Source organism: Pinisolibacter sp. DMC19, assembly GCF_056313985.1.
In genome coordinates this window covers 57,261-77,880 of the sequence record NZ_JBQUZF010000006.1, presented here as the reverse complement: position 1 = coordinate 77,880, position 20,620 = coordinate 57,261, and the positions used below count along the sequence as shown (strand labels likewise).

General features: G+C 69.3%; 20 protein-coding genes. All 20 read right to left on the bottom strand.

All coding sequences use genetic code 11. The features are described from left to right. Window positions 1-88: 88 nt before the first annotated feature. On the bottom strand, window positions 89-655 hold the full coding sequence (locus ACT53U_RS15345; RefSeq protein WP_476156493.1) for a YcxB family protein: 567 nt from the start codon (window positions 653-655) through the stop codon (window positions 89-91). A gap of 89 nt (window positions 656-744) precedes the next feature. Beyond that, window positions 745-3,432, bottom strand: coding sequence for a translation initiation factor IF-2 (gene infB, locus ACT53U_RS15340; RefSeq protein WP_476156491.1), 2,688 nt, complete (start codon window positions 3,430-3,432; stop codon window positions 745-747). A gap of 7 nt (window positions 3,433-3,439) precedes the next feature. After that, complete coding sequence (locus ACT53U_RS15335) at window positions 3,440-4,192, bottom strand: RNA-binding protein (RefSeq protein WP_476156489.1); 753 nt, start codon at window positions 4,190-4,192, stop codon at window positions 3,440-3,442. Next, on the bottom strand, window positions 4,179-5,771 hold the full coding sequence (gene nusA, locus ACT53U_RS15330; RefSeq protein WP_476156488.1) for a transcription termination factor NusA: 1,593 nt from the start codon (window positions 5,769-5,771) through the stop codon (window positions 4,179-4,181). Before nusA ends, ACT53U_RS15335 begins: the two co-directional genes overlap by 14 nt. Before the next feature lie 63 nt (window positions 5,772-5,834). Next, a complete protein-coding gene (rimP, locus tag ACT53U_RS15325) occupies window positions 5,835-6,461 on the bottom strand; it encodes a ribosome maturation factor RimP (RefSeq protein ID WP_476156790.1) in 627 nt (208 codons plus the stop codon). A 189-nt stretch (window positions 6,462-6,650) separates the two neighbouring features. Continuing rightward, window positions 6,651-7,376, bottom strand: a complete 726-nt coding sequence (trmB, locus tag ACT53U_RS15320; protein WP_476156788.1) for a tRNA (guanine(46)-N(7))-methyltransferase TrmB — start codon at window positions 7,374-7,376, stop codon at window positions 6,651-6,653. A gap of 104 nt (window positions 7,377-7,480) precedes the next feature. Beyond that, the gene (gene metK, locus ACT53U_RS15315; RefSeq protein WP_476156486.1) at window positions 7,481-8,677 is read right to left on the bottom strand and encodes a methionine adenosyltransferase; all 1,197 of its coding nucleotides are present in this window, start codon (window positions 8,675-8,677) and stop codon (window positions 7,481-7,483) included. A gap of 304 nt (window positions 8,678-8,981) precedes the next feature. Further along, window positions 8,982-9,398 carry a helix-turn-helix domain-containing protein gene (locus ACT53U_RS15310; protein WP_476156484.1) on the bottom strand — a complete coding sequence of 139 codons (417 nt, stop codon included), beginning with the start codon at window positions 9,396-9,398 and terminating at the stop codon, window positions 8,982-8,984. Window positions 9,399-9,651: 253 nt separating this feature from the next. Next, complete coding sequence (lnt, locus tag ACT53U_RS15305; RefSeq protein WP_476156482.1) at window positions 9,652-11,295, bottom strand: apolipoprotein N-acyltransferase; 1,644 nt, start codon at window positions 11,293-11,295, stop codon at window positions 9,652-9,654. 91 nt (window positions 11,296-11,386) lie between these two features. Next, window positions 11,387-12,268, bottom strand: a complete 882-nt coding sequence (locus ACT53U_RS15300) for a CBS domain-containing protein (RefSeq protein ID WP_476156480.1) — start codon at window positions 12,266-12,268, stop codon at window positions 11,387-11,389. Between the two features lie 176 nt (window positions 12,269-12,444). Then, complete coding sequence (ybeY, locus tag ACT53U_RS15295) at window positions 12,445-12,951, bottom strand: rRNA maturation RNase YbeY (RefSeq protein ID WP_476156478.1); 507 nt, start codon at window positions 12,949-12,951, stop codon at window positions 12,445-12,447. Continuing rightward, window positions 12,948-14,039 (bottom strand): PhoH family protein, encoded by a 1,092-nt coding sequence (locus ACT53U_RS15290; RefSeq protein ID WP_476156786.1) that lies wholly within the window; start codon window positions 14,037-14,039, stop codon window positions 12,948-12,950. Before ACT53U_RS15290 ends, ybeY begins: the two co-directional genes overlap by 4 nt. Before the next feature lie 56 nt (window positions 14,040-14,095). Then, the gene (gene miaB, locus ACT53U_RS15285; protein WP_476156476.1) at window positions 14,096-15,493 is read right to left on the bottom strand and encodes a tRNA (N6-isopentenyl adenosine(37)-C2)-methylthiotransferase MiaB; all 1,398 of its coding nucleotides are present in this window, start codon (window positions 15,491-15,493) and stop codon (window positions 14,096-14,098) included. Window positions 15,494-15,613: 120 nt separating this feature from the next. Further along, window positions 15,614-16,456, bottom strand: coding sequence for a lyso-ornithine lipid O-acyltransferase (gene olsA / locus ACT53U_RS15280; RefSeq protein WP_476156475.1), 843 nt, complete (start codon window positions 16,454-16,456; stop codon window positions 15,614-15,616). Window positions 16,457-16,472: 16 nt separating this feature from the next. After that, a complete protein-coding gene (locus ACT53U_RS15275; protein WP_476156784.1) occupies window positions 16,473-16,856 on the bottom strand; it encodes a Fur family transcriptional regulator in 384 nt (127 codons plus the stop codon). Window positions 16,857-16,966: 110 nt separating this feature from the next. Beyond that, window positions 16,967-17,506 carry a GNAT family N-acetyltransferase gene (locus tag ACT53U_RS15270; protein WP_476156473.1) on the bottom strand — a complete coding sequence of 180 codons (540 nt, stop codon included), beginning with the start codon at window positions 17,504-17,506 and terminating at the stop codon, window positions 16,967-16,969. Beyond that, window positions 17,503-18,237: a tRNA (adenosine(37)-N6)-threonylcarbamoyltransferase complex dimerization subunit type 1 TsaB gene (gene tsaB, locus ACT53U_RS15265; protein WP_476156471.1), complete on the bottom strand. Its 735-nt coding sequence runs from the start codon at window positions 18,235-18,237 to the stop codon at window positions 17,503-17,505. The genes ACT53U_RS15270 and tsaB overlap by 4 nt, the downstream gene beginning before the upstream one ends. Window positions 18,238-18,314: 77 nt before the next feature. Further along, window positions 18,315-18,869 carry a NifU family protein gene (locus ACT53U_RS15260; RefSeq protein ID WP_476156469.1) on the bottom strand — a complete coding sequence of 185 codons (555 nt, stop codon included), beginning with the start codon at window positions 18,867-18,869 and terminating at the stop codon, window positions 18,315-18,317. Window positions 18,870-18,957: 88 nt separating this feature from the next. Beyond that, window positions 18,958-19,449 carry a universal stress protein gene (locus ACT53U_RS15255; RefSeq protein WP_476156467.1) on the bottom strand — a complete coding sequence of 164 codons (492 nt, stop codon included), beginning with the start codon at window positions 19,447-19,449 and terminating at the stop codon, window positions 18,958-18,960. 75 nt (window positions 19,450-19,524) lie between these two features. Beyond that, window positions 19,525-20,574 (bottom strand): tryptophan--tRNA ligase, encoded by a 1,050-nt coding sequence (gene trpS, locus ACT53U_RS15250; protein ID WP_476156465.1) that lies wholly within the window; start codon window positions 20,572-20,574, stop codon window positions 19,525-19,527. Between the last annotated feature and the right edge of the window lie 46 nt (window positions 20,575-20,620).

The window sequence follows — 20,620 nt, the reverse complement described above, 5'->3', positions numbered from 1 at the left end:
TCTTCTCTCGATGGGCCGAACGGCGGCGGCGATCGTGGACCGGCCCGGGGATGAGCGGATCGACGCGATCTGCCGGGCGGTCGATGGTTCAGAGGTTCTCGCGGGGCGTTCCCTCGGCGACGCGGGCCGCCACGGTCTCACGGACCGCGGCGAAGGCGGCCTCGTCGGCGAAGGCGGCGCGCGGGATCGGCAGACCCTCGCGACCACCGGTCGCCAGGATCAGATGGGTCGGCGTCTCGACCACGCGGCTCACGGCGGCCCAGGGGAAGCGCCAGTCGAAGGGACCGCCCTCGGTCTCCTTGACGCGGATCTCCTCGGCGCCGAGCTCGACGGCGAGTTCCTTGTCGGCCAGCGGCATGCGGCGGAAACCGGCGGCGGCGTTGAAGGCGACCAGCTTGTGACGATAGAGCGTGCCGGCGATCAACAGCGCCATCGTGGCATAGAAGGGGTACCAGTCGGCACCGCCGCGCAGGGCATCGTGGAGCATCGACGCAGCGGTCGGGTCGGTCGAACGCAGCATCGACAGGACGATGCCGACGATCGACAGCAGTACGGCGGTGACGGCGAGCCGGAACAGCAACGGCCGGAGCGCGACGGCCGAAGACAGCGCGACCCAGTCGGCGCGCGCCATGCGGAAACGGAAGGTCTCGGACATGTTCGTTCCTCGGTCGGGGGTCGGACCCGACGGGGATGGACGGGGACGGGCGGCGCCGGAGAGGCGCCGCCCGAATTTCGGTCACCCGATCAGAGCGAGCGGGCGATCTCCTCGACGCGGTAGCACTCGATGACGTCGCCGGCGCGCATGTCCTGATAGGCCTCGAAGGACATGCCGCACTCCTGGCCCGACATGACTTCCTTGGCGTCGTCCTTGAAGCGCTTGAGCTGCGAGAGCTTGCCTTCGTGGATGACGACGTTGTCGCGGATGAGACGGACCGAGGCGCCGCGCTCGACGGTGCCGTCGGTGACGAGACAGCCTGCCACCTTGCCGACCTTGGAGACCGCGAAGATCTCGAGGATCTTGGCGTTGCCCAGCATGGTTTCGCGGATTTCCGGCGTGAGCATGCCGCTCATCGCCTTCTTCACGTCGTCGACCAGGTCGTAGATGATGTTGTAGTAGCGGATCTCGACGCCCTCGCGCTCCGCCGCCTCGCGCGCTTCCTTCGACGCGCGGACGTTGAAGCCGATGATCGCGGCACCCGAGGCCGAGGCCAGCGTCACGTCGGATTCGGTGATGCCACCGACGCCGCCGTGGATGACGCGGGCACGGACCTCGTCGTTGCCGAGCTTCTCCAGCGCGCCGACGATCGCTTCGAGCGAGCCCTGCACGTCGCCCTTGACGACGAGCGTGAACTCCTTGCGACCGGCGGTCTTGAGCTGGTTCATCATCTCGGTCAGCGAACCACGCGCCGACGAACCGCGGGCCTGAGCCTTCTCGCGCTTGAGGCGCATGCGGTAGTCGGCGACTTCGCGGGCGCGGGCTTCGTTCTCGACCACGGCGAAGCGGTCGCCCGCCTCCGGGGTCTCCTGGAAGCCGAGCACCTCGACCGGCATCGACGGAGCGGCTTCGCGCACCGCCTCGCCCTGGTCGTTGAGCAGCGCGCGGACGCGGCCCCAGGCGTGACCGGCGACGAGGATGTCGCCGACCTTCAGCGTGCCGCGCTGGACGAGAACCGTCGCCACCGCGCCGCGGCCCTTGTCGAGCTTGGCTTCGATGACGGTGCCTTCGGCGGCGCGTTCGGCGTTGGCCTTGAGTTCGAGCACTTCCGACTGCAGCAGGATGGTCTCGAGCAGCTTGTCGAGATTGATGCGCTGCTTGGCCGAAACCTCGACCTCGAGCACGTCGCCGCCGAGCGATTCCACCACGATCTCGTGCTGGAGCAGGGCATTGCGCACGCGCTGGACGTCGGCCTGCGGCTTGTCGATCTTGTTGATCGCCACGATGATCGGCACGCCCGCGGCGCGGGTGTGGTTGATCGCCTCGACCGTCGTCGGCATGACGCCGTCGTCGGCCGCCACCACCAGGATGACGATGTCGGTGGCCTTGGCGCCGCGCGAACGCATCGCCGTGAAGGCCTCGTGGCCGGGGGTGTCGATGAAGGTGATCTTCTGGCCGTGGAGTTCGACCTGATAGGCACCGATGTGCTGGGTGATGCCGCCGGCTTCGCCCGCCGCCACCTTGGTGGAGCGGATGGCGTCGAGCAGCGAGGTCTTGCCGTGGTCGACGTGACCCATGATGGTCACGACCGGCGGACGGCTCTGCATGGCGACGACCTCGTCGGGGGCGGCGAACAGGCCCTCCTCGACGTCGGATTCGGCGACGCGCTTGACCGTGTGGCCCATCTCGACGGCGATCAGTTCCGCCATGTCGGCGTCGATCACGTCGTTGATCTTCATCATCTGGCCCTGCTTCATCAGCAGCTTGATGACGTCGACGGCGCGTTCGGCCATGCGGTTGGAGAGTTCCTGGATGGTGATCGTCTCGGGCAGGATCACCTCGCGCGAGATCTTCTCGCGCGGCTCGAAGGACTGCATGCGGCGCTGCTGGCGCTGGACGCGGCGCTTGAAGGCGGCGACCGAACGACCGCGGCCGGCCTCCTCGTCGTCGCCCGACTGGGCGGTGACGACGGTGAGCTTGCCGCGCTGCTTGTCGTCGCCCTTGGTGCGGGTCGGCTTGGGCGGCGGCGGCGCGATCATGCGGCGCTGGGCACCGGCCGGCGGACGCGAGACGGGACGACGCTCGTCCTCTTCCTCGACGGCACGACCCGGACGCGCCGGGGCAGCCGGAGCGGCGGCGGGACGGGCGGCCTCGGCCGGCTTGGCCGCGACCGGAGCCTCGACGACCTCCGGCTCGGGTTCGGGCGCGGGCTCGCCGCCGGCGGCGATGCGCTCGGCCTCGGCGATGCGGGCGGCCTCGACCTCGGCGGCACGACGGGCGGCCTCGATCTCGCGCTCCTTGCGCAGGCGCTCTTCCTCGATGGCGCGCAGACGCTCTTCCTCGACGCGACGGACGCGATCCTGTTCGTCACGGACGCGGGCCTCGGCGAGGGCTCGCTCGCGGGCGGCACGCTCGCCGGCCGACAGGGTCTGCAGCACGACGCCGGAACGCGGCGGGGCCGGACGGGCTGGCGCGGCCGGGGCGGCCGGCGCCGGAGCGACCGGCGCCCGAACGGGGGTCGGAGCCGGAGCGGCGGCAACCACCGGCCGCGGCGCGGGCGCCTCGACCGGCTTGGGCGCGACATGAACCGGGGCGTGGCCGTGTTCGACCTCGCCCGGCTTCAGGATGCGCTTCTTCTTCGTCTCGACGACGACCGTCTTGGAGCGGCCATGACTGAAGCTCTGCTGGACCGTCGCATCGGTCTTCAGCTTCAACGTCAGCTTTTTCTTGACGTCGACGTGCAGGGTCTTCTCGCCGGAGCTGTTCGTGTCGTTCATTTGCCCGTCATTCCTGCGGCTCGGTGCCGCTCGTCTGAGCGTTATCGTCGTTCGACGGTACCCGCGTGATCGCCTCGCCGCGGTACCGGCCGAGCGCCGAAGCGCGCTCGAGGAAGATTTCGGCCGCTCGTCCGTGAAGCAGCGCAGCATGTATCACATTCGACCGCCCCAATGCCAAATCCAATTGGGGCCCGGCGAAGATTCGGACGACCGGACAGCCGCCTTCTCCTCCGAAGCGGCGCTTCAGCGCCGCCGTCAACTTGTTGATGCCGTCCGCGCCCGCTTCCGCGGCATGGACGACACAGACGAGACGCTCGCGCGCCACCGCCGCTTCCACCTTGGCGAAACCGGTCACCACCAGCCCCGCCTTGCGCGCGAGACCGAATGTCCCGAGCGCATGATCGTTCATCAGACGGTCGATCAGGGCGGGAAGCCCGGGATCGACCGTGACCTGCGCCCTGAGGCCGCGGGCGAAGAGGCGCTTGGCGACGGCCTTCTCGACCGCCGTCCGCGTCGCCTCCACCCACACCCCGCGACCGGGCAGATCCCGCTTCAGATCCGGCACCACCGAACCATCGGGGGCCAGGACGAAGCGGATCAGATCCGCGATCGGCATCACCTCGCGCGAGACGATGCAGGTGCGCGAGACGTCCCCCTTCTTCGGCGGACGCTCGTCGTATTCGGCCGGACCGTCGAGCGGTCCGTCTTCGTGCGCGGCCGTGCCGTCGAGCGGCGCGGCGTCGGCCTCAGTCGTCGGCACTCTCCGCCTCGTCTTCCTCGGCGTCGGCGACCGGCGCCTCGATCCAGCCGGCGGCGACGCGCGCGGCCATGATGATGGCCTCGGCCTCGGCGCGGCTCAGTTCGAAGCCGTCCAGCGTACCGCCGTGCTTCTCCACTTCGCCGTTCTTGCGCTCGGTCCAGCCGACGAGATCGTCGGTGGCGCAGCCGGCGAGATCATCGACCGTCTTGATGCCTTCCTTGCCGAGGGCGACCATCATCGCCGTCGTCACGCCGGGCACCTCGCGCAGGGCGTCCTCGACGCCGAGTTCACGGCGTTCGACGTCTTGGGCGGCCTCGAGCGCCTCGAGATGCGAGTTGGCGCGGGCCTGGATCTCTTCCGCCGTCTCCTCGTCGAAGCCCTCGATGCGGGCGATCTCGTCGACGCCGACATAGGCGATCTCTTCGACCGTCGAGAAGCCTTCGGTGGCCAGCAGCTGGGCGACGACCTCGTCGACGTCCAGCGCCTCCGTGAAGAGGGCGGTGCGTTCGGCGAATTCCTTCTGACGGCGCTCCGATTCCTCGGCCTCCGTCATGATGTCGATGTCCCAGCCGGTCAGCTGCGAGGCGAGACGGACGTTCTGACCGCGGCGGCCGATGGCGAGCGACAGCTGGTCGTCCGGCACCACCACTTCGATGCGGCCGGCGTCCTCGTCGAGCACGACCTTGGAGACTTCGGCCGGCTGCAGAGCGTTGACGATGAAGGTCGCCGGGTCGTTCGACCACGGGATGATGTCGATCTTCTCGCCCTGGAGCTCCTGCACCACCGCCTGGACGCGGCTGCCGCGCATGCCGACGCAGGCGCCGACCGGGTCGATCGAGCCGTCGCGCGAGACGACGGCGATCTTGGCGCGCGAGCCCGGATCGCGGGCGACCGACTTCACCTCGATGATGCCGTCGTAGATCTCCGGCACTTCCTGGGCGAAGAGCTTGGCCATGAACTGGGGATGGGTGCGCGACAGGAAGATCTGCGGCCCGCGCTGCTCGCGGCGGACGTCGTAGACATAGGCGCGGACGCGGTCGGCGTTGCGGAAGGCCTCGCGCGGGATCAGCTCGTCGCGGCGGATGATCGCCTCGCCACGGCCGAGATCGACGATCACGTTGCCGTATTCGATGCGCTTCACGGTGCCGTTGACGATCTCGCCGATGCGGTCCTTGAACTCGTCGAACTGGCGATCGCGCTCGGCCTCGCGCACCTTCTGGACGATGACCTGCTTGGCCGACTGGGCGGCGATGCGGCCGAAGTCCATCGGCGGCAGCGGCTCGCCGATCCAGTCGCCGGGCTGGGCGTCGGGATTGCGCATGCGGGCATCGACCAGCGGAATCTCGGTCGAGGGGTTCTGGAAGTCTTCGACCACCTGGAGCAGGCGCTGCAGACGGATCTCGCCGGTCTTCGGGTTGATCTCGGCGCGGACCTCCGTCTCGGAGCCGTAACGCGAGCGCGCGGCCTTCTGGATGGCGTCCTCCATGGCGGCGAGAACGATCTTGCGATCGATGACCTTCTCGCGAGCGACCGCATCGGCGATCTGGAGGAGTTCCAGTCTGTTGGCGCTGACTGCCATCGTCTTCTCCCTCGAGGTCCCCGGGTCGCGGCACCCGCCGGACCGTCCTCGTGACGTCTCAACTCAGTGGACGGAAGGCCCGTCCGTTTCGTCTTCCCCGGCCTCGGCCACGTCTTCCGCGGCCAGGGCATGCTTGGCCGCCCGGAAGGAGGCGGCGATGAGATCGTCGGTCATCACCAGCCGCGCCTCGGAGAGAAGCGCGAAAGGGAGCCAGACGGTGTCGGGCTGGTCTTCGGCGACGTCGTCGAGACGGAGGCCGAAGGTGTCGTCGCGCATGCCCACGATCACGCCGCGGAAGCGCCGGCGGCCGTCGTGGCCCTCGGACAGCTCGATCTTGGCGACGTGGCCGGACCAGCGCTCGAAGTCGGTGCGACGCACCAGCGGCCGGTCGATGCCGGGCGACGACACTTCGAGGTGATAGGCGCGGTCGACCGGATCGTCGGCGTCGATGGCGGGGGCGAGGTTGCGGCTGATCTGCTCGCAGTCGTCGACACCGATGGTGCCGTCGGGCCGTTCGGCCATGACCTGGACGGTGAAACCGTTGCGGCCGGAGCACTTCACCCGCACGAGGCGATAGCCGAGATCTTCGATCACCGGTTCGGCGATCGCCGCGATGCGGGCATCGAGCCCGGTTTCACGGATCAGTCGGGGTTCGTGGCGGGTCGTCAGTGGCGTGGCTCCGTGTTCGATGGGGAGGTCTCGGAGTCGGCTTCGTCGGCAAAGCGGTCGTGCGGCCAACACCGAAAGAGCGGGTCCCGGCGGGGGCCCACTCTCGTTTCGTCCGGAAGACGATCCAAGAATTTCTTGCTTGAGGCGCAACATAGTCGAATCGACACGGATTGCAAGCGGATCGCGCGTCGCACGCCGATTCTCGTCCGATCACACTCTGCGGAAGATCAGATAGGCCGGGGTGCGGCCCTCGCGGATCGCCTTTTCCTCGTAGCGCGTGCCCGGCCAGCCGGCCCAGGGCGTCTTCCAGTCGTCGGCGATCTCGGCCGTCCAGCGGAAGGCGGGATGGGCGAGGACCTCGGCCAGCGCCCAGTCGACATAAGGAGCCCAGTCGGAGGCGAAGCGGAACTCGCCGCCGGGGCGCAGCACGCGGGCGATGCGGTCGAGATTGTCCTTCTGGACGAAGCGGCGCTTCCAGTGGCGCTTCTTCGGCCAGGGGTCGGGATAGAGCAGGTAGAAGCGGCCGATCGAAGCATCGGCGAGCGCATCGAGCAGGAAGACCGAATCGGCGTGGTGCAGACGGATGCGGTCCTCGAGGTCTTCCTCGTGAATCGAGACCAGCGCCTTGGCCATGCCGTTGACGAAGGGCTCGGCGCCGACGAAGCCGATGGACGGGTTCAGCTTGGCCGTCTCGACCAGATGCTCGCCGCCGCCGAAGCCGCTCTCCACCCAGACGTCGTCGACGGTGCCGGAAAAGAGCGTGCCGGGATCGAGACCGGGGGTCGAGACGTCGACCGCGAGTCGAGGCAGCAGCTCCTCGATCGCGGCGGCCTGGCCGAGGCGCAGCGCCTTGCCCTTGCGGCGGCCGTAGAAGGCGCGCGAACGGGCCTCCTCGGCGTCGTGCGGCTCGGCGGAGGGTTCCGCGGCGGGGTCGATGGTCGGGTCGATCAGAGTCGGGTCGATCACGGCGGGCCTCGATGCAGGAAGCGCACGCGGGGTGTCGGTCCCGGCGTGCGCTTCGAAGTGTCGCGACGATGTCGTCAGGCGCCGACGGCGGCCTTCAGGGCATCGACGAGGTCGGTCTTCTCCCAGGAGAAGCCGCCGTCTTCGCTCGGCGTGCGACCGAAGTGGCCGTAGGCGGAGGTGCGGGCGTAGATCGGCTTGTTGAGGCCGAGGTGCTCGCGGATGCCGCGCGGGGAGAGGCTCATCACCTCGCGCGCCGCCTTCTCGATCGCCGCGGCGTCGACCTTGCCGGTGTCGTGCAGGTCGACGTAGACGGCGAGCGGCTGCGACACGCCGATGGCGTAGGCGAGCTGGATGGTGGCGCGATCGGCGAGACCGGCGGCGACCACGTTCTTGGCGAGGTAGCGCGCGGCATAGGCGGCCGAACGGTCGACCTTGGTCGGGTCCTTGCCGGAGAAGGCGCCGCCGCCGTGCGGCGCGGCACCGCCGTAGGTGTCGACGATGATCTTGCGGCCGGTCAGGCCGCAGTCGCCGTCGGGACCGCCGATGACGAACTTGCCGGTCGGGTTGACGTGCCAGACGGTGTCGTCGTCGACCCAGCCGGTCGGCAGCGTCTCGACGATGTAGGGCTCGACGATCTTGCGGATGTCGGCGGAGGAGAGCGTCTCGTCGAGATGCTGCGTCGACAGCACGATCTGGGCGGCGCGCACCGGCTTGCCGTTCTCGTAGGCGACGGTGACCTGGCTCTTGGCGTCCGGGCCGAGCATCTTCAGCGGGCCGGCCTTGCGGGCGATCGCCAAGTCCTCGAGGATCTTGTGGGCGTAGTAGATCGGCGCCGGCATGAGATCCGGCGTCTCGCGGCAGGCGTAGCCGAACATGATGCCCTGGTCGCCCGCGCCCTCGTCCTTGTTGCCGGCCGCGTCGACGCCGACGGCGATGTCGGCGGACTGGGCGTGCAGGTGGACGGCAATGTCGGCGTGCTCCCAGTGGAAGCCGTCCTGCTCGTAGCCGATGTCGCGGATGGCGAGACGGGCGAGGTGACGCAGCAGGTCGTGGGTGATGCCGGCAGGCCCTCGGGTCTCACCGGCGATCACCACGCGGTTGGTCGTGGCCAGCGTCTCGGCGGCGACGCGCAGGTGCGCCGGATCCCAGCCGAGCTGCGGGCCGAGACGGAAGAAGGCGTCGACGATCTCGTCGGAGATGCGATCGCAGACCTTGTCGGGATGGCCCTCGGACACGGATTCCGAAGTGAAGAGATAGCTGGCGCGAGACACGTCTTCGGATCTTTCGGATCAGGCCCGGCACGGTCGCGAGAACGCACGTGCGGGCTCGTGGGATGGCTCGGTTGCGACCTCTCGGTCCGACCGCAGGAAGCGCCGGCAGGGAGCCGGCGAAAATGCGCTTCCCGTTTAGCAACGGCGCGCCGCGGTAGCAAGCGAGCGCTTCCGCCGCGGTACGAACGTGGGAAACGTTTTTTGCCCGAAATGCCCTCCCGCGAAAACGCGCGGGACTTCCAGAAACGCACGGGGCGCGCGAACTCGCGTCCGCGCGCCCCGATCGAACGAACGGCGGGGACGATCACTCGTCCTCTTCGCCGGCCATCGCCTTGACGAGTTCGACCACCTTGCGGCGCTGCTTGGGGTCCTTGATGCGGATGAAGGCCTTGTTGAGCGACAGACCCTCGGACGACGACAGGAAGTCGACGACGTAGGAGGTGGTCTGCGGCTCGTCGAAGCCCTGATCGCCGGCGACCGGGGCCTGACCGGGGGCGTCCTCGAAGAAGAAGGCGACCGGAACCGAGAGCACGCGGGCGATCGCCTGCAACCGGCTGGCGCCGATGCGGTTCGTGCCCTTCTCGTACTTCTGGATCTGCTGGAAGGTGATGCCGAGATGCTCGCCGAGCTTTTCCTGGCTCATACCGAGCATCATGCGGCGCAGCCGGACGCGGGAACCGACATGGATGTCGATCGGGTTCGGGGACTTCTTGCTGGCCATGATGTTGCCTTCGCTTCTTTTGTCGTTTTCTATCGAACGGCGCCGACGACTTCGCAGGGGAACGAACGAACCGGCGTCGCAGCGGCTCGTCGGTGCGCATCCGCATGGCCGGTCTCCGAGACCGGGTGCGATCCGACCATGACCAACGGGCTCTCGAGCGAAATCCCGGCAGTTCCAGTTCGCCATCTGCTGGTCGAACATTGAGTGCGCACGCACTCGAAGTCAACCAAATACAACCGAATTCAAGAATCCGCTAACCGCCACGGTGAACGCGTCGGTAACCAGCCCATAAAAATACAAACAATACGAGCACCGCCGAAGGGATCATACCGAAACGTGAGAATACCGTGGATTCCGTAGACTTCGGCAGATCCGCGTCGACCACGCCGACACGACCCAACGTCAAGTCGGCGACGATTCGTCCCATCGGGTCGATCATTGCCGAGATGCCGTTGTTGGCGGCTCTTACAACCGGAAGGCCTTCCTCTACGGCACGTAGGCGGGCCTGGTGGAGGTGCTGCCAGGGACCGGGCGTCATGCCGTACCAGGCGTCGTTGGTGACGTTGAGCATCCACTCGGGACGGTGCCCCGCCTCGACCACCTCGCCGGGGAAGACGATCTCGTAACAGACCAGCGGCGCGAAGGGCGGCAGGCCGGGCAGCGTCAGGGTGCGCAGGCCGGGGCCGGCCGAATAACCGCCGCGCAGCTTGGTCAGCTGGCGCAGACCGATGCTCTCGAGCACGTCCTGGAACGGGAGGTATTCGCCGAAGGGCACGAGGTGGGCCTTGTCGTAGGCGGCGAGGATCTCGGCGTCGCGGCCGATGGCGTAGATCGAGTTGTACCAGCGGTGGCGGACGTCGCCGGCCGCCGGTGCCTCGCCGCGCACCGCGCCGGTGAAGAGCACTGTGCGGTCGCCGATCAGCTGGGCGATGGTCGACAACGCCCAGGGTTCGTTGGCGAGCACGAAGGGAAAGGCGGATTCCGGCCAGACCAGATGGGTGATGCCGGGAATGCCTCCGGTGCCGCCGGTGCCCGACCGGAGATCGGTCGGCAACGGCTTGCCGTCGGCGCCGAGCGCCGGGCGGCGGGAGAGTTCGACGTAGCGCTCCATGGTCTCGGTCTTGTAGTCGGCCGAGAACTTCTTCACCTGCTCGATCGCCGGCTGGACGATGCGGAAGCGGATGTCGGGAACGAAGGCGGTCGGGGCGAAGTGCAGCCGCGCGGCACCCCAGCCGACCACCGCGACGAAGACGATGGTGATCGCCGCGAGGAAGCGCAGGTCGGCCTTCCGGCGGCTCGCCAGCACCGCCGGAGCGGCGAAGACCAGCACCGCCAGCGGCGTCAGACCGTAGCCGCCGAGGACGGAATCGATCTGCATCATCGGCTCGTTGGCGGCGAAGCCGTAGCCGATCAGGTTCCAGGGAAAGCCGGTCAGCACGTGGCCGCGCAGCCAGTCGGCGACGAAGAAGCCGACGGCGAGCGCCGCGATCCGCGCCGGCCCCTCCGACCACAGCAGGCGGGCGAGGGCGGCGGCGAGGCCGTGGAACAGGCCGAGGCCGATCGACAGGGTGGCGATGGCGATCGGCAGCAGCCAGCCGAACTCCTCGGCATCGACCAGGAAGGCGGCGCCGATCCACCACAGGCCGGCGAGGAACCAGCCGAAACCGAAGGCCCAACCGACGAAGAAGGCCGGGCCGAGCCGGGCGAGGCGATGGCCCTCCTTCATGTCGGCGGCGCCGTCGAGCGCCCAGACCAGCACGGGGAAGGAGATCCAGAGCACCGGGAAGGCGTGGAACGGCGCCAGCGACAGGGCGCCGAGGGCACCGGCGAGCGCGACCAGACCGGCCCGTCGCCAACCCCAGGACAGGGTGACGGCATGGGCGATGGGTTCGAGCATCGAGGACGTCTCCTGAGCGAATCACGGCACGGCGCGGCGTCGCTCCACCTCGTCGGGGGAGGACGACGACGTCAAGACGCTCGCGGTGCGCTCAGCCGGCGTCGACCGGACGACGCTGGAGCCGCAGGCGCTTGAGACGGCGGTTGTCGGCGTCGAGAATCTCGACGGCGAGCCCCGGCATGCGGTCGGAGACGAAGATCTCGCCCACCGCCGGCACGCGGCCGGCGAGCGCGACGATCAGGCCGCCGACGGATTCGACCTCGTCGTCGAGGCCGATGCCGGAGAAGTCGAAGCCGATCGTCTCGGCGGCGTCCTCGAGCGCGGTGCGGGCGTCGACCAGCCACAGGTCGGGGCCGGAGGCGACGATGTCGGCATCCTCCTCCTCGTCGTGCTCGTCCTCGATGTCGCCGACCACGGTCTCGACGATGTCCTCCATCGAGACGAGACCGTCGACGCCGCCGTATTCGTCGATGACCAGCGCCATCTGGATGCGCTCGGCCTGCATCCGCGTCAGCAGATCGTCGGCGCGCATCGAACCGGGCACGAAGAGCACCGGCCGGACGAGGCCGGTCGCGCCGAGCTTCTGGCCGAGGTCGGCGCGGGCGAGATCGAGCCGGGCGGTCGCCGGATCGTCGCCGATCTGGGCGGCGCGGGTGACGTGGGTGACGAGATCGCGGATGTGGATCATGCCCACAGCCTCGTCGAGGCTCTCGCGATAGACCGGCATGCGCGAATGGCCGGAGATCATGAAGGCGAGGAGGGCGCGTTCGAGCGAGGTGTCCTCGTCGATGCCCTCGATGTCGGCGCGGGCGACCATGACGTCGTCGACGCGGGTCTCGCCGAGACGGAGGATGGCGCGGATCATTTCGCGCTCTTCGGTCGAGAACCCCTCCTCGCCGGCCTCGTCGAGGGCGCTCTCGAGGTTTTCGCGCAGCTCGGCGGCGGACGGTTTCCAGCCCACCGCGGCGCGCAATCGATCGAGCCAACTCTCGCCCGATCGGGAAGACTGTTCGCCACGGGCGTCGGCCGTCTCGGCCCTGCCCGCGGCGCCGGTACTCTGCCCCGAACCGGGGGAATTCGCGTCGCTCATCTCGCGTCGGTCTCTTTCGCCATTCGAACACCGATGGTGCGGTGCGCGGGCGGTTCGTGTCAATTCGCTCCTTCGCCGCTCTCGTCGGCGTAAGGGTCGGCGATGCCGAGACCGCCCAGGATCTCGCGTTCCAGCGCCTCCATCTCCTCGGCCTCCTCGTCGGTCTCGTGGTCGAAGCCGAAGAGGTGGAGAAGGCCGTGGACGAGGAGATGGGCGACGTGGTCGTCGAGGGTCTTGCCCTCGTCTTCCGCCTCGCGCGCCGTGGTCTCGCGGGCGATCACCACGTCGCCGAGCAGCGGCCCCGGATCGTCGTCGTCCGGATCGGCGGCGGGGAAGGACAGCACGTTGGTCGGCTTGTCCTTGTCGCGCCAGTCGCGGTTCAGCTCGCGGATGCGGGCGTCGTCGGTCAGGACCAGCGACAGCTCGGCATCTTCCGGCACGATCAGCTCGTCGCGCAGCGCGACCGCCGCGGCGACGCGTTCGACCAGCGGGCGCCAGGCCTCTTCGGCCCCCCAGGCCTCGGCCTCGACGGCGATGTCGACGGCGATCGACGGCGTCCCGCTCACGTCCGCTCTCCGCGGTCGGGGCGGGTGATGCCGTATTTGTCGCGCAGCAGCGTGTCGTCGGTGGCGAATTCGGCGCGGGCGGCGAAACGGGCCTCCTCGCGCGCCTTCTCGGCGGCGAGGCGTTCGCGCGAGGCGTCGTCGTAGGCCTTGACGATGCGGCGGACGAGTTCGTGGCGCACCACGTCCTTCTCGGTGAAGTTCACCCGGATCATGCCCGGCATGCCGGTCAGGATCTCCAGCGCGTCGACGAGACCCGAGCGGGTGCCGGACGGCAGGTCGACCTGGGTCGGGTCGCCGGTGACGATCATCTTGGAGTTCTCGCCGAGACGCGTCAGGAACATCTTCATCTGCATCGCGGTGCAGTTCTGCGCCTCGTCGAGCAGGACCACCGCGTTCGACAGGGTGCGGCCGCGCATGAAGGCGAGCGGCGCCACCTCGATCATGCCGGACTGCAGGCCGCGTTCGACCTTCTCCGCCGGCATCATGTCGTAGAGCGCGTCGTAGAGCGGGCGGAGATAGGGGTCGACCTTCTCCTTCATGTCGCCGGGCAGGAAGCCGAGGCGCTCGCCCGCCTCGACCGCCGGGCGCGACAGGATCAGCCGGTCGACGTCGCCGCGCTCGATCAGGGCGGCGGCATAGGCGACGGCGAGATAGGTCTTGCCGGTGCCGGCCGGGCCGATGCCGAAGACGAGGTCGGCGCGGTCCATGGCGCGGACATAGGCGTCCTGCGCCGGGGTACGGGCCGAGACGGTCTTGCGGCGGGTGGAGATCTGCGCCGGGGCGAAGCGGGTCTTGGGCTCGAGGGTCGGCAGCGGCAGCTGCTCGGCCTCGCTCTCGGCCATGCGGATGGCGCCGTCGACGTCGCCGGGATGAACCTCGCGGCCGGCCTGGAGCCGTTCCCACAGGGTCTCGAGCACGGTGCGGGCGGTCTCGCAGCGCTCGTGCGGACCCTTGATCGTCACCTGGTTGCCGTGGGCGACCACCGTGACCTGCAGGCGGCGCTCGATCTCGGCGAGGTTCTGGTCGAACTGACCGAAGAGATCGGAGACGAGGCGGTTGTCGTCGAAGGCGAGGACGACATGGGTCATGTCGGAGGCGTGGCCCGTCACCGGGAAGTCGTTGGAAGACGGGCTCTTCGCATCGTTCACCGGGCACCTCCCTCGATGGCCGAATCGGACCTTCCGTCCGATGCTACACCGATCAGGCTCGCCGTCAGTGAATTCGGTGCGACGGCATCCACACGTACGCGCACGATCTTGCCGAGGAGATCCTCCGAGGCCGCGAGGTGCACCGCCTGGAGCCAGGGCGAACGGCCGGCCATCTGGCCGGGGCGGCGGCCCGGCTTCTCCAGCAGGACGTCCATCTCCATGCCGAGGCGCGAGGCGTTGAAGGCGCGGGTCGCCGCGTCGATCTCGGCCTGGAGGCGGGCGAGGCGCTCGATCTTCACGCTTTCCGCGATCTGGTCGGCCTCGCCGGCGGCGGGCGTGCCGGGGCGGGCGGAATATTTGAACGAGAAGGCGGAGGCGTAGCCGACCTCGGCGACGATCGACAGCGTGTCGGCGAACTCCGCTTCGGTCTCGCCGGGGAAGCCGACGATGAAGTCGCCCGACATGGCGATGTCGGGACGGGCGGCGCGGATGCGGTCGATCAGGCGCAGATACTCGTCGCGGGTGTGGCGACGGTTCATCGCCGCGAGGATCCGGTCGTTGCCCGACTGCACCGGCAGATGCAGCCAGGGCATCAGCTGCGGCAGGTCGCGATGGGCGGCGAGAAGGTCGTCGCTCATGTCGCGGGGATGGCTGGTCGTGTAGCGGATGCGGTCGAGGCCGGGGATCTCGGCGAGCGCGCGGCAGAGCCGGCCGAGGCGCCAGATCTCGCCGTCCGGTCCCTCGCCGTGGAAGCCGTTGACGTTCTGCCCGAGCAGCGTCACCTCGCGCACGCCGGCGTCGGCCAGACGGCGGGCCTCGGCGAGGATGCGGTCGACGGGCCGCGAGGTCTCGGCGCCGCGGGTATAGGGCACGACACAGAAGGTGCAGAACTTGTCGCAGCCCTCCTGCACCGTCAGGAAGGCAGTGAGGCCGCGGGCGATGGTCTTCTCGCGCGTCGCCGGGGCGAGATGGTCGAACTTGTCCTCGACCGGGAACTCGGTCTCGACGACGCGGGCGCCGTTCGAGGTGCGGGCGAGGATGTCGGGCAGGTGGTGGTAGCTCTGCGGGCCGAAGACCATGTCGACGACCGGCGCGCGCCGCGCGATCTCGCGGCCCTCGGCCTGGGCGACGCAGCCGGCGACGCCGACCAGCAGCTTCTCGCCGCGTTCCGCCTTCTCCGCCTTCAGCACGCGCATGCGGCCGAGTTCGGAATAGACCTTCTCGGAGGCCTTCTCGCGGATGTGGCAGGTGTTGAGGATGACCAGATCGGCCTCGTCGGCGCTCGCCGCCTCGACCCAGCCGTTCGGCGCCAGCGTGTCGGTCATCCGCTCGCTGTCGTAGACGTTCATCTGGCAGCCGTAGGTCTTGATGAAGACCTTCTTCGTCTCGCTCATGGAACCCGTCCGTGAAGGCTGTCCTGCAAGGCGGGGGCCTCGGGCCGCCCGCACCATCGTTCGGCGCTCTCTATCGCAGAAAAGCCGGCGGCGAAACCGCCCTGTCCGCGCAATCCGGCCTCACGCGGCGTCGCCCGCCTCCGCCTCGGCGGGCTCGGGCACTTCGACGGCGATCGGCTGCACCGGATGGAGACAGGCGGAGAGGCCGGCGCGCACCCCGGCCTCGAGTTCGGCGGTGAGGCTCTTGCGGTCGGTCCCGGCGCCGAAGGGGCGGGCCTCGCCCCAGACGATCTCGACGTCGATGCCGCCGGCGGTCGCGATGCCCCAGAGATGCGGCATCAGCTCGTCGTCGCCGACCCAGGCGACGCGGTGACGCTCGGCACGGCCGACCGGCAGGCCGGCGATGCGGGTATAGGCGACGGTCATCGGTTGGACGAAGACCTCGGTGTGGCCGCCGACGTCGATCGCCGCCCGAGCCGCGCCGAGCAGCGCCGAGCGGAAGGGCAGGACGCGGTCGCCCCACGACGAGGTACCCTCGGGGAAGAGTACCATGCAGTCGCCCGACGACAGGCGGTCGGCGAGTTCGCTCGCGGCCTTGCCCGTCGCGGTGCGGCGGGTGCGGTCGACGAAGACCGAGCGCTGGAGCTTCGCGAAGAGGCCGAAGATCGGCCAGGTCGCCACTTCCGCCTTGGCGACGAAGGAGACCGGCATCAGCGAGCCGATCACCGAGATGTCGAGCCAGGAGGCGTGGTTGGGGGTCACCAGCAGCGGCCGGGCGGTGACCGGGGCGCCGGAGACGCGGATGCGCACGTCGAGCGCCTCGAGGGCGCGGCGATGCCACCAGCCGGGAAGGGTGCGGGCGAGCGGCCAGGAGAACCTGACCGCCAGCCACTGCAGGGGCAGGGCGACGACGGTGATCGCCGTCAGGTGGGCGAGCGCGACGCCGGCGCGGAAGGTCCTCATGCGCCGCTCCGATGTCTCACGGCGTCTCCGGCTCGTCGAGCGGCACGCCGTAGAGTTCGAGCCGGTGATCGACGAGGCGAAAGCCGAGTTCGCGGGCGATGAACTGCTGCAGCTTCTCGATGTCGGCGTTGCGGAACTCGACGACGCGGCCGGAGCGCAGATCGATCAGGTGATCGTGGTGCTCGTCCGACACGGTCTCGTAGCGCGAGCGGCCGTCGCGGAAGTCGTGGCGTTCGATGATGCCGGTGTCCTCGAAGAGCTTCACCGTGCGGTAGACGGTGGAGATCGAGATGCGCTTGTCGATGGCGGAGGCGCGGCGATGCAGCTCCTCGACGTCGGGATGGTCGACGGCGCCCTCGATCACCCGGGCGATGACGCGACGCTGATCGGTCATGCGCATGCCGGCGGCGACGCAGCGATCCTCGAGCGGACCTTCTGGGTTGGCGGATCTGTTCGTCGGATGGTTCACGGGCGATCTCCCCCCGGCCGGATCGAAGTCCATCATGGCGATTAACGAAGATCGGCCCGCATGACAAGCGCCGTGGCGCCCGGCACGCTGCCGTGGGCGTAGTAGCCCTTGCGCTCGCCGACCTTCTCGAAGCGCAAGCGGCGATATAGGGCGAGCGCCGCACCGTTTCCCGCATCGACCTCGAGAAAGAGCGAGGCGATGCGATCACGGTAGAGCCGGCGCATCGCCTCCTCCATCAGCGCGCGACCGACGCCGCGGCGGCGATGGGAGGGGGCGACCGCGACGGTCAGCACTTCCGATTCGTCGGCGACGGTGCGCAGCAGCACGAATCCGACCGCCGAACGCGTGCCGAAGGCATTGGCGCGGCGGGCGACGACACCGGTCACCGTCTCCTCGCGCAGCAGGGCGGCGAGATCGGCGGCGCTCCAGGCCGCACCGGGAAAGCCGGCGGCATGGATCTCGGCGAGCTTCTCGGTATCTTCCGCCCAGGCCTCCTCGAAGGAGAACATCGGCGTCTTGGCCCAGGGGCTCCACGGCGCCACCCACCAGGCGACACCCCACATGTCGTCCCACAGGCTCATGGCGCGCCCTCCTCCGACCCGGCGGGGCCGAGCAGCGCGGCGGGCGTCAGGCGGGCGAGACGGTGGCCGTCCTGCGGCTTGGCGTCGGCGGGGCGGACGTAGAGCGGCGACGGCTTCTCGCAGACCCCGCCGCAGGCATCCAGCCTGGCGAGCGCGAGGCGGGCGACGGTCTCGATGCCCGGGATCGCCGGGACGTCGAGGCGGGTAAGATCCGGCGCCTGGGCGCCGACCAGCGCCGCGCCGGTGCCGACGAGCACGGCGTCCTCGGCGACCGCGCGGGCGGCGACGAGGGCGGGCGCGATCACCTCGGCACGGCCGAGGGCGCAGCCGTCGGCGGCGAAGCCCTGGGCATAGACCTCGTCCTTGCGGGCATCGAGCACGGCGAAGATCGCCCTGCCGGGCACCTGCGTCCGCGCCTCGGCGGCGAGCGCCTCGAGGGTCGGCACGCCGACGGCGGGACGGCCGGCGGCGAGCGCGAAGCCGCGCACGGCGGCAACCCCGATGCGGATGCCGGTGAAGGAGCCGGGGCCGGTCGTGACCGCGAAGGCGTCGATCGCCGTGATCGCCGTCTCGGTGCGGGCGAGAAGCGCGTCGATCGCGCCCATCAACTTCTCGGCATGACCGCGGCCGATGATCTCGCTCGACGCCGTGACGTCGACGCGGTCGCCCTCCCGCACCAGCAGGGCGACGGCGAGCGCATCGAGCGCAGTATCGACGGCGAGGAGTTTCATGGAACGATCAATATCGCGAAAACGCGCGCGCCATCAGCGCGACGAAGGTCGAGCGGACGGCGCGGGCGATCGTGGCCTCAGGAGGCCGCGCGCACTTCGCGGATTTCCGGAACGAAGTGCTTGAGGAGGTTCTGCACGCCGTTGCGCAGCGTCGCCGTCGACGACGGGCAGCCGGAACAGGCACCGCGCATGGTCAGATAGACGATGCCGTCCTCGTAGGAATGGAAGGTGATGTCGCCGCCGTCGCCGGCGACCGCCGGGCGGACGCGCTCGTCGAGCAGTTGCTTCACCGTCGCCACGACGCGGGCGTCGTCATCCGAATAGGCGCGGGCGGCGCCCTCTTCGGCGGCTTCGACCAGGAGCGGCGCGCCGGACATGAAGAATTCCATGATGGCGCCGAGGATGGCCGGCTTGAGATGCTGCCATTCCGGGCCGTCCTTGGTCACCGAGACGAAGTCGGCGCCGAAGAAGACGGCGGTGACGCCCGGCACCGCGAAGAGGCGCTGGGCGAGCGGCGAGGCGGCGGCCTCGGCGGCGGAACGGAACTCGCGGGCGCCCTCGCCCATGACCTTGCGGCCGGGCACGAACTTCAGCGTCGCGGGATTGGGGGTGACTTCGGTCTCGATGAACATCGTTTCTCCTCTCTCGGTTTCAAGGGCCGAGCCGGATTTCGAGACGTTCCAGATAGGGCCTTCCGTGCGCCTCGTCCAGCGAGGAGAATCACGCGATGGCGGCGATGTCGCCGTCGCGGAGGTGGCCGGGGACGATGGTGATCGGCACGGGGAAGGAGCCGGAGGCCCGTCCGATCGCCGTGACCAGCGGGCCGGGGCCCTCCGATCCGGTACCGGCGGCGAGCACCAGCACGGCGATGTCCTCGTCGGCATCGATCAGGGCATGGACCTCGGCGGCCCGGCCGCCGAAGCGGACGACCTGTTCGGCCTCGAGCCCCGACATCGTGCGGACGCGGGCGGCGACCCTCTCGAGCACCGCCTTCGCCTCGGCTTCGGCCTCGGCGCGCATCACCTGTTCGACGCCGAGGAAGCCGCGGAAGTCGGCATCCTCGACGACATGGAGCAGAACCACCGCGCCGCCGGTATGGGCGGCGCGCAGGGCGGCGAAGACGACCGCGCGGTCGCATTCCTCCGTGTCGTCGACGACGACCAGGAACTTGCGCCGGTGACCGGCTTCGTGCGAGCGGCGAGCGAGGACCATGGCGCGAGGCTGCCACGACGCGGGGCGCGGTGGCAAGGGCGAGCGATCTCGGCAGATCGTCGCCCTCGCCTTTTCTCAGCGCAGGAGGCCGACGATGTCCTTGACCGCGTCCATCACCGGGCGGGCGATGGCGGAGGCGCGCTCGCCGCCTTCCTTCAGGACGGCGTCGATGTAGGCCGGGTCGGCGACCAGACGCTTCATCTCACCGCCGACCGGGCCGAGCTTGTCGACCGCGAGGTCGGTCAGCGCCGCCTTGAAGGCCGAGAACTGCGATCCGCCGTACTGGGCCAGCACGTCGGCCGCCGTGGTGCCGGCGAGCGCGGCGTAGATGCCGACGAGATTGTCGGCCTCGGGGCGTTCCTTCAGGCCCTCGATCTCGCTCGGCAGCGGCTCGGGATCGGTCTTGGCCTTGCGCAGCTTCTGGGCGATGGCGTCGCGGTCGTCGGTCAGGTTGATGCGGCTGAGGTCGGAGGGGTCCGACTTCGACATCTTCTTGGTGCCGTCGCGCAAGGACATCACGCGGGTCGCCGGGCCCTGGATGATCGGCTCGGGCAGGGGGAAGAACTTCGGACCCAGACCGAGCTCGGCGATGCGGTCGGCATAGTCGTTGTCGAACTTCTGGGCGATGTCGCGGGTGAGCTCGAGATGCTGCTTCTGATCCTCGCCGACCGGAACGTGGGTGGCGCGGTAGAGCAGGATGTCGGCGGCCATCAGCGAGGGATAGGCGAGCAGACCGAGCGAGGCGTTCTCGCGATCCTTGCCGGCCTTGTCCTTGAACTGCGTCATGCGGTTCATCCAGCCGATGCGCGCGATGCAGTTGAAGACCCAGGCGAGCTCGGCGTGCTGATGGACGCGGCTCTGGTTGAAGACGATCTGCGTCTTCGGGTCGATACCGGCGGCGAGGAAGGCGGCGGTCACTTCGCGAATCTGGCGCTGGAGACCCTCCGGATCCTGCCAGACGGTGATCGCGTGCATGTCGACGACGCAGAAGACGCAAGGGAGGGTCTTCTGCAGCGCGACGAACTTCACGATCGCACCGAGATAGTTGCCGAGATGGAGATTGCCGGTCGGCTGGACGCCGGAGAACACGCGCGGTTCGAAGGCGGCGGGAATCGCTTCGGTCATTTTGGATCCTCAGAGGCTCGGACCCGAACCCCTGTGGACGGGGAGG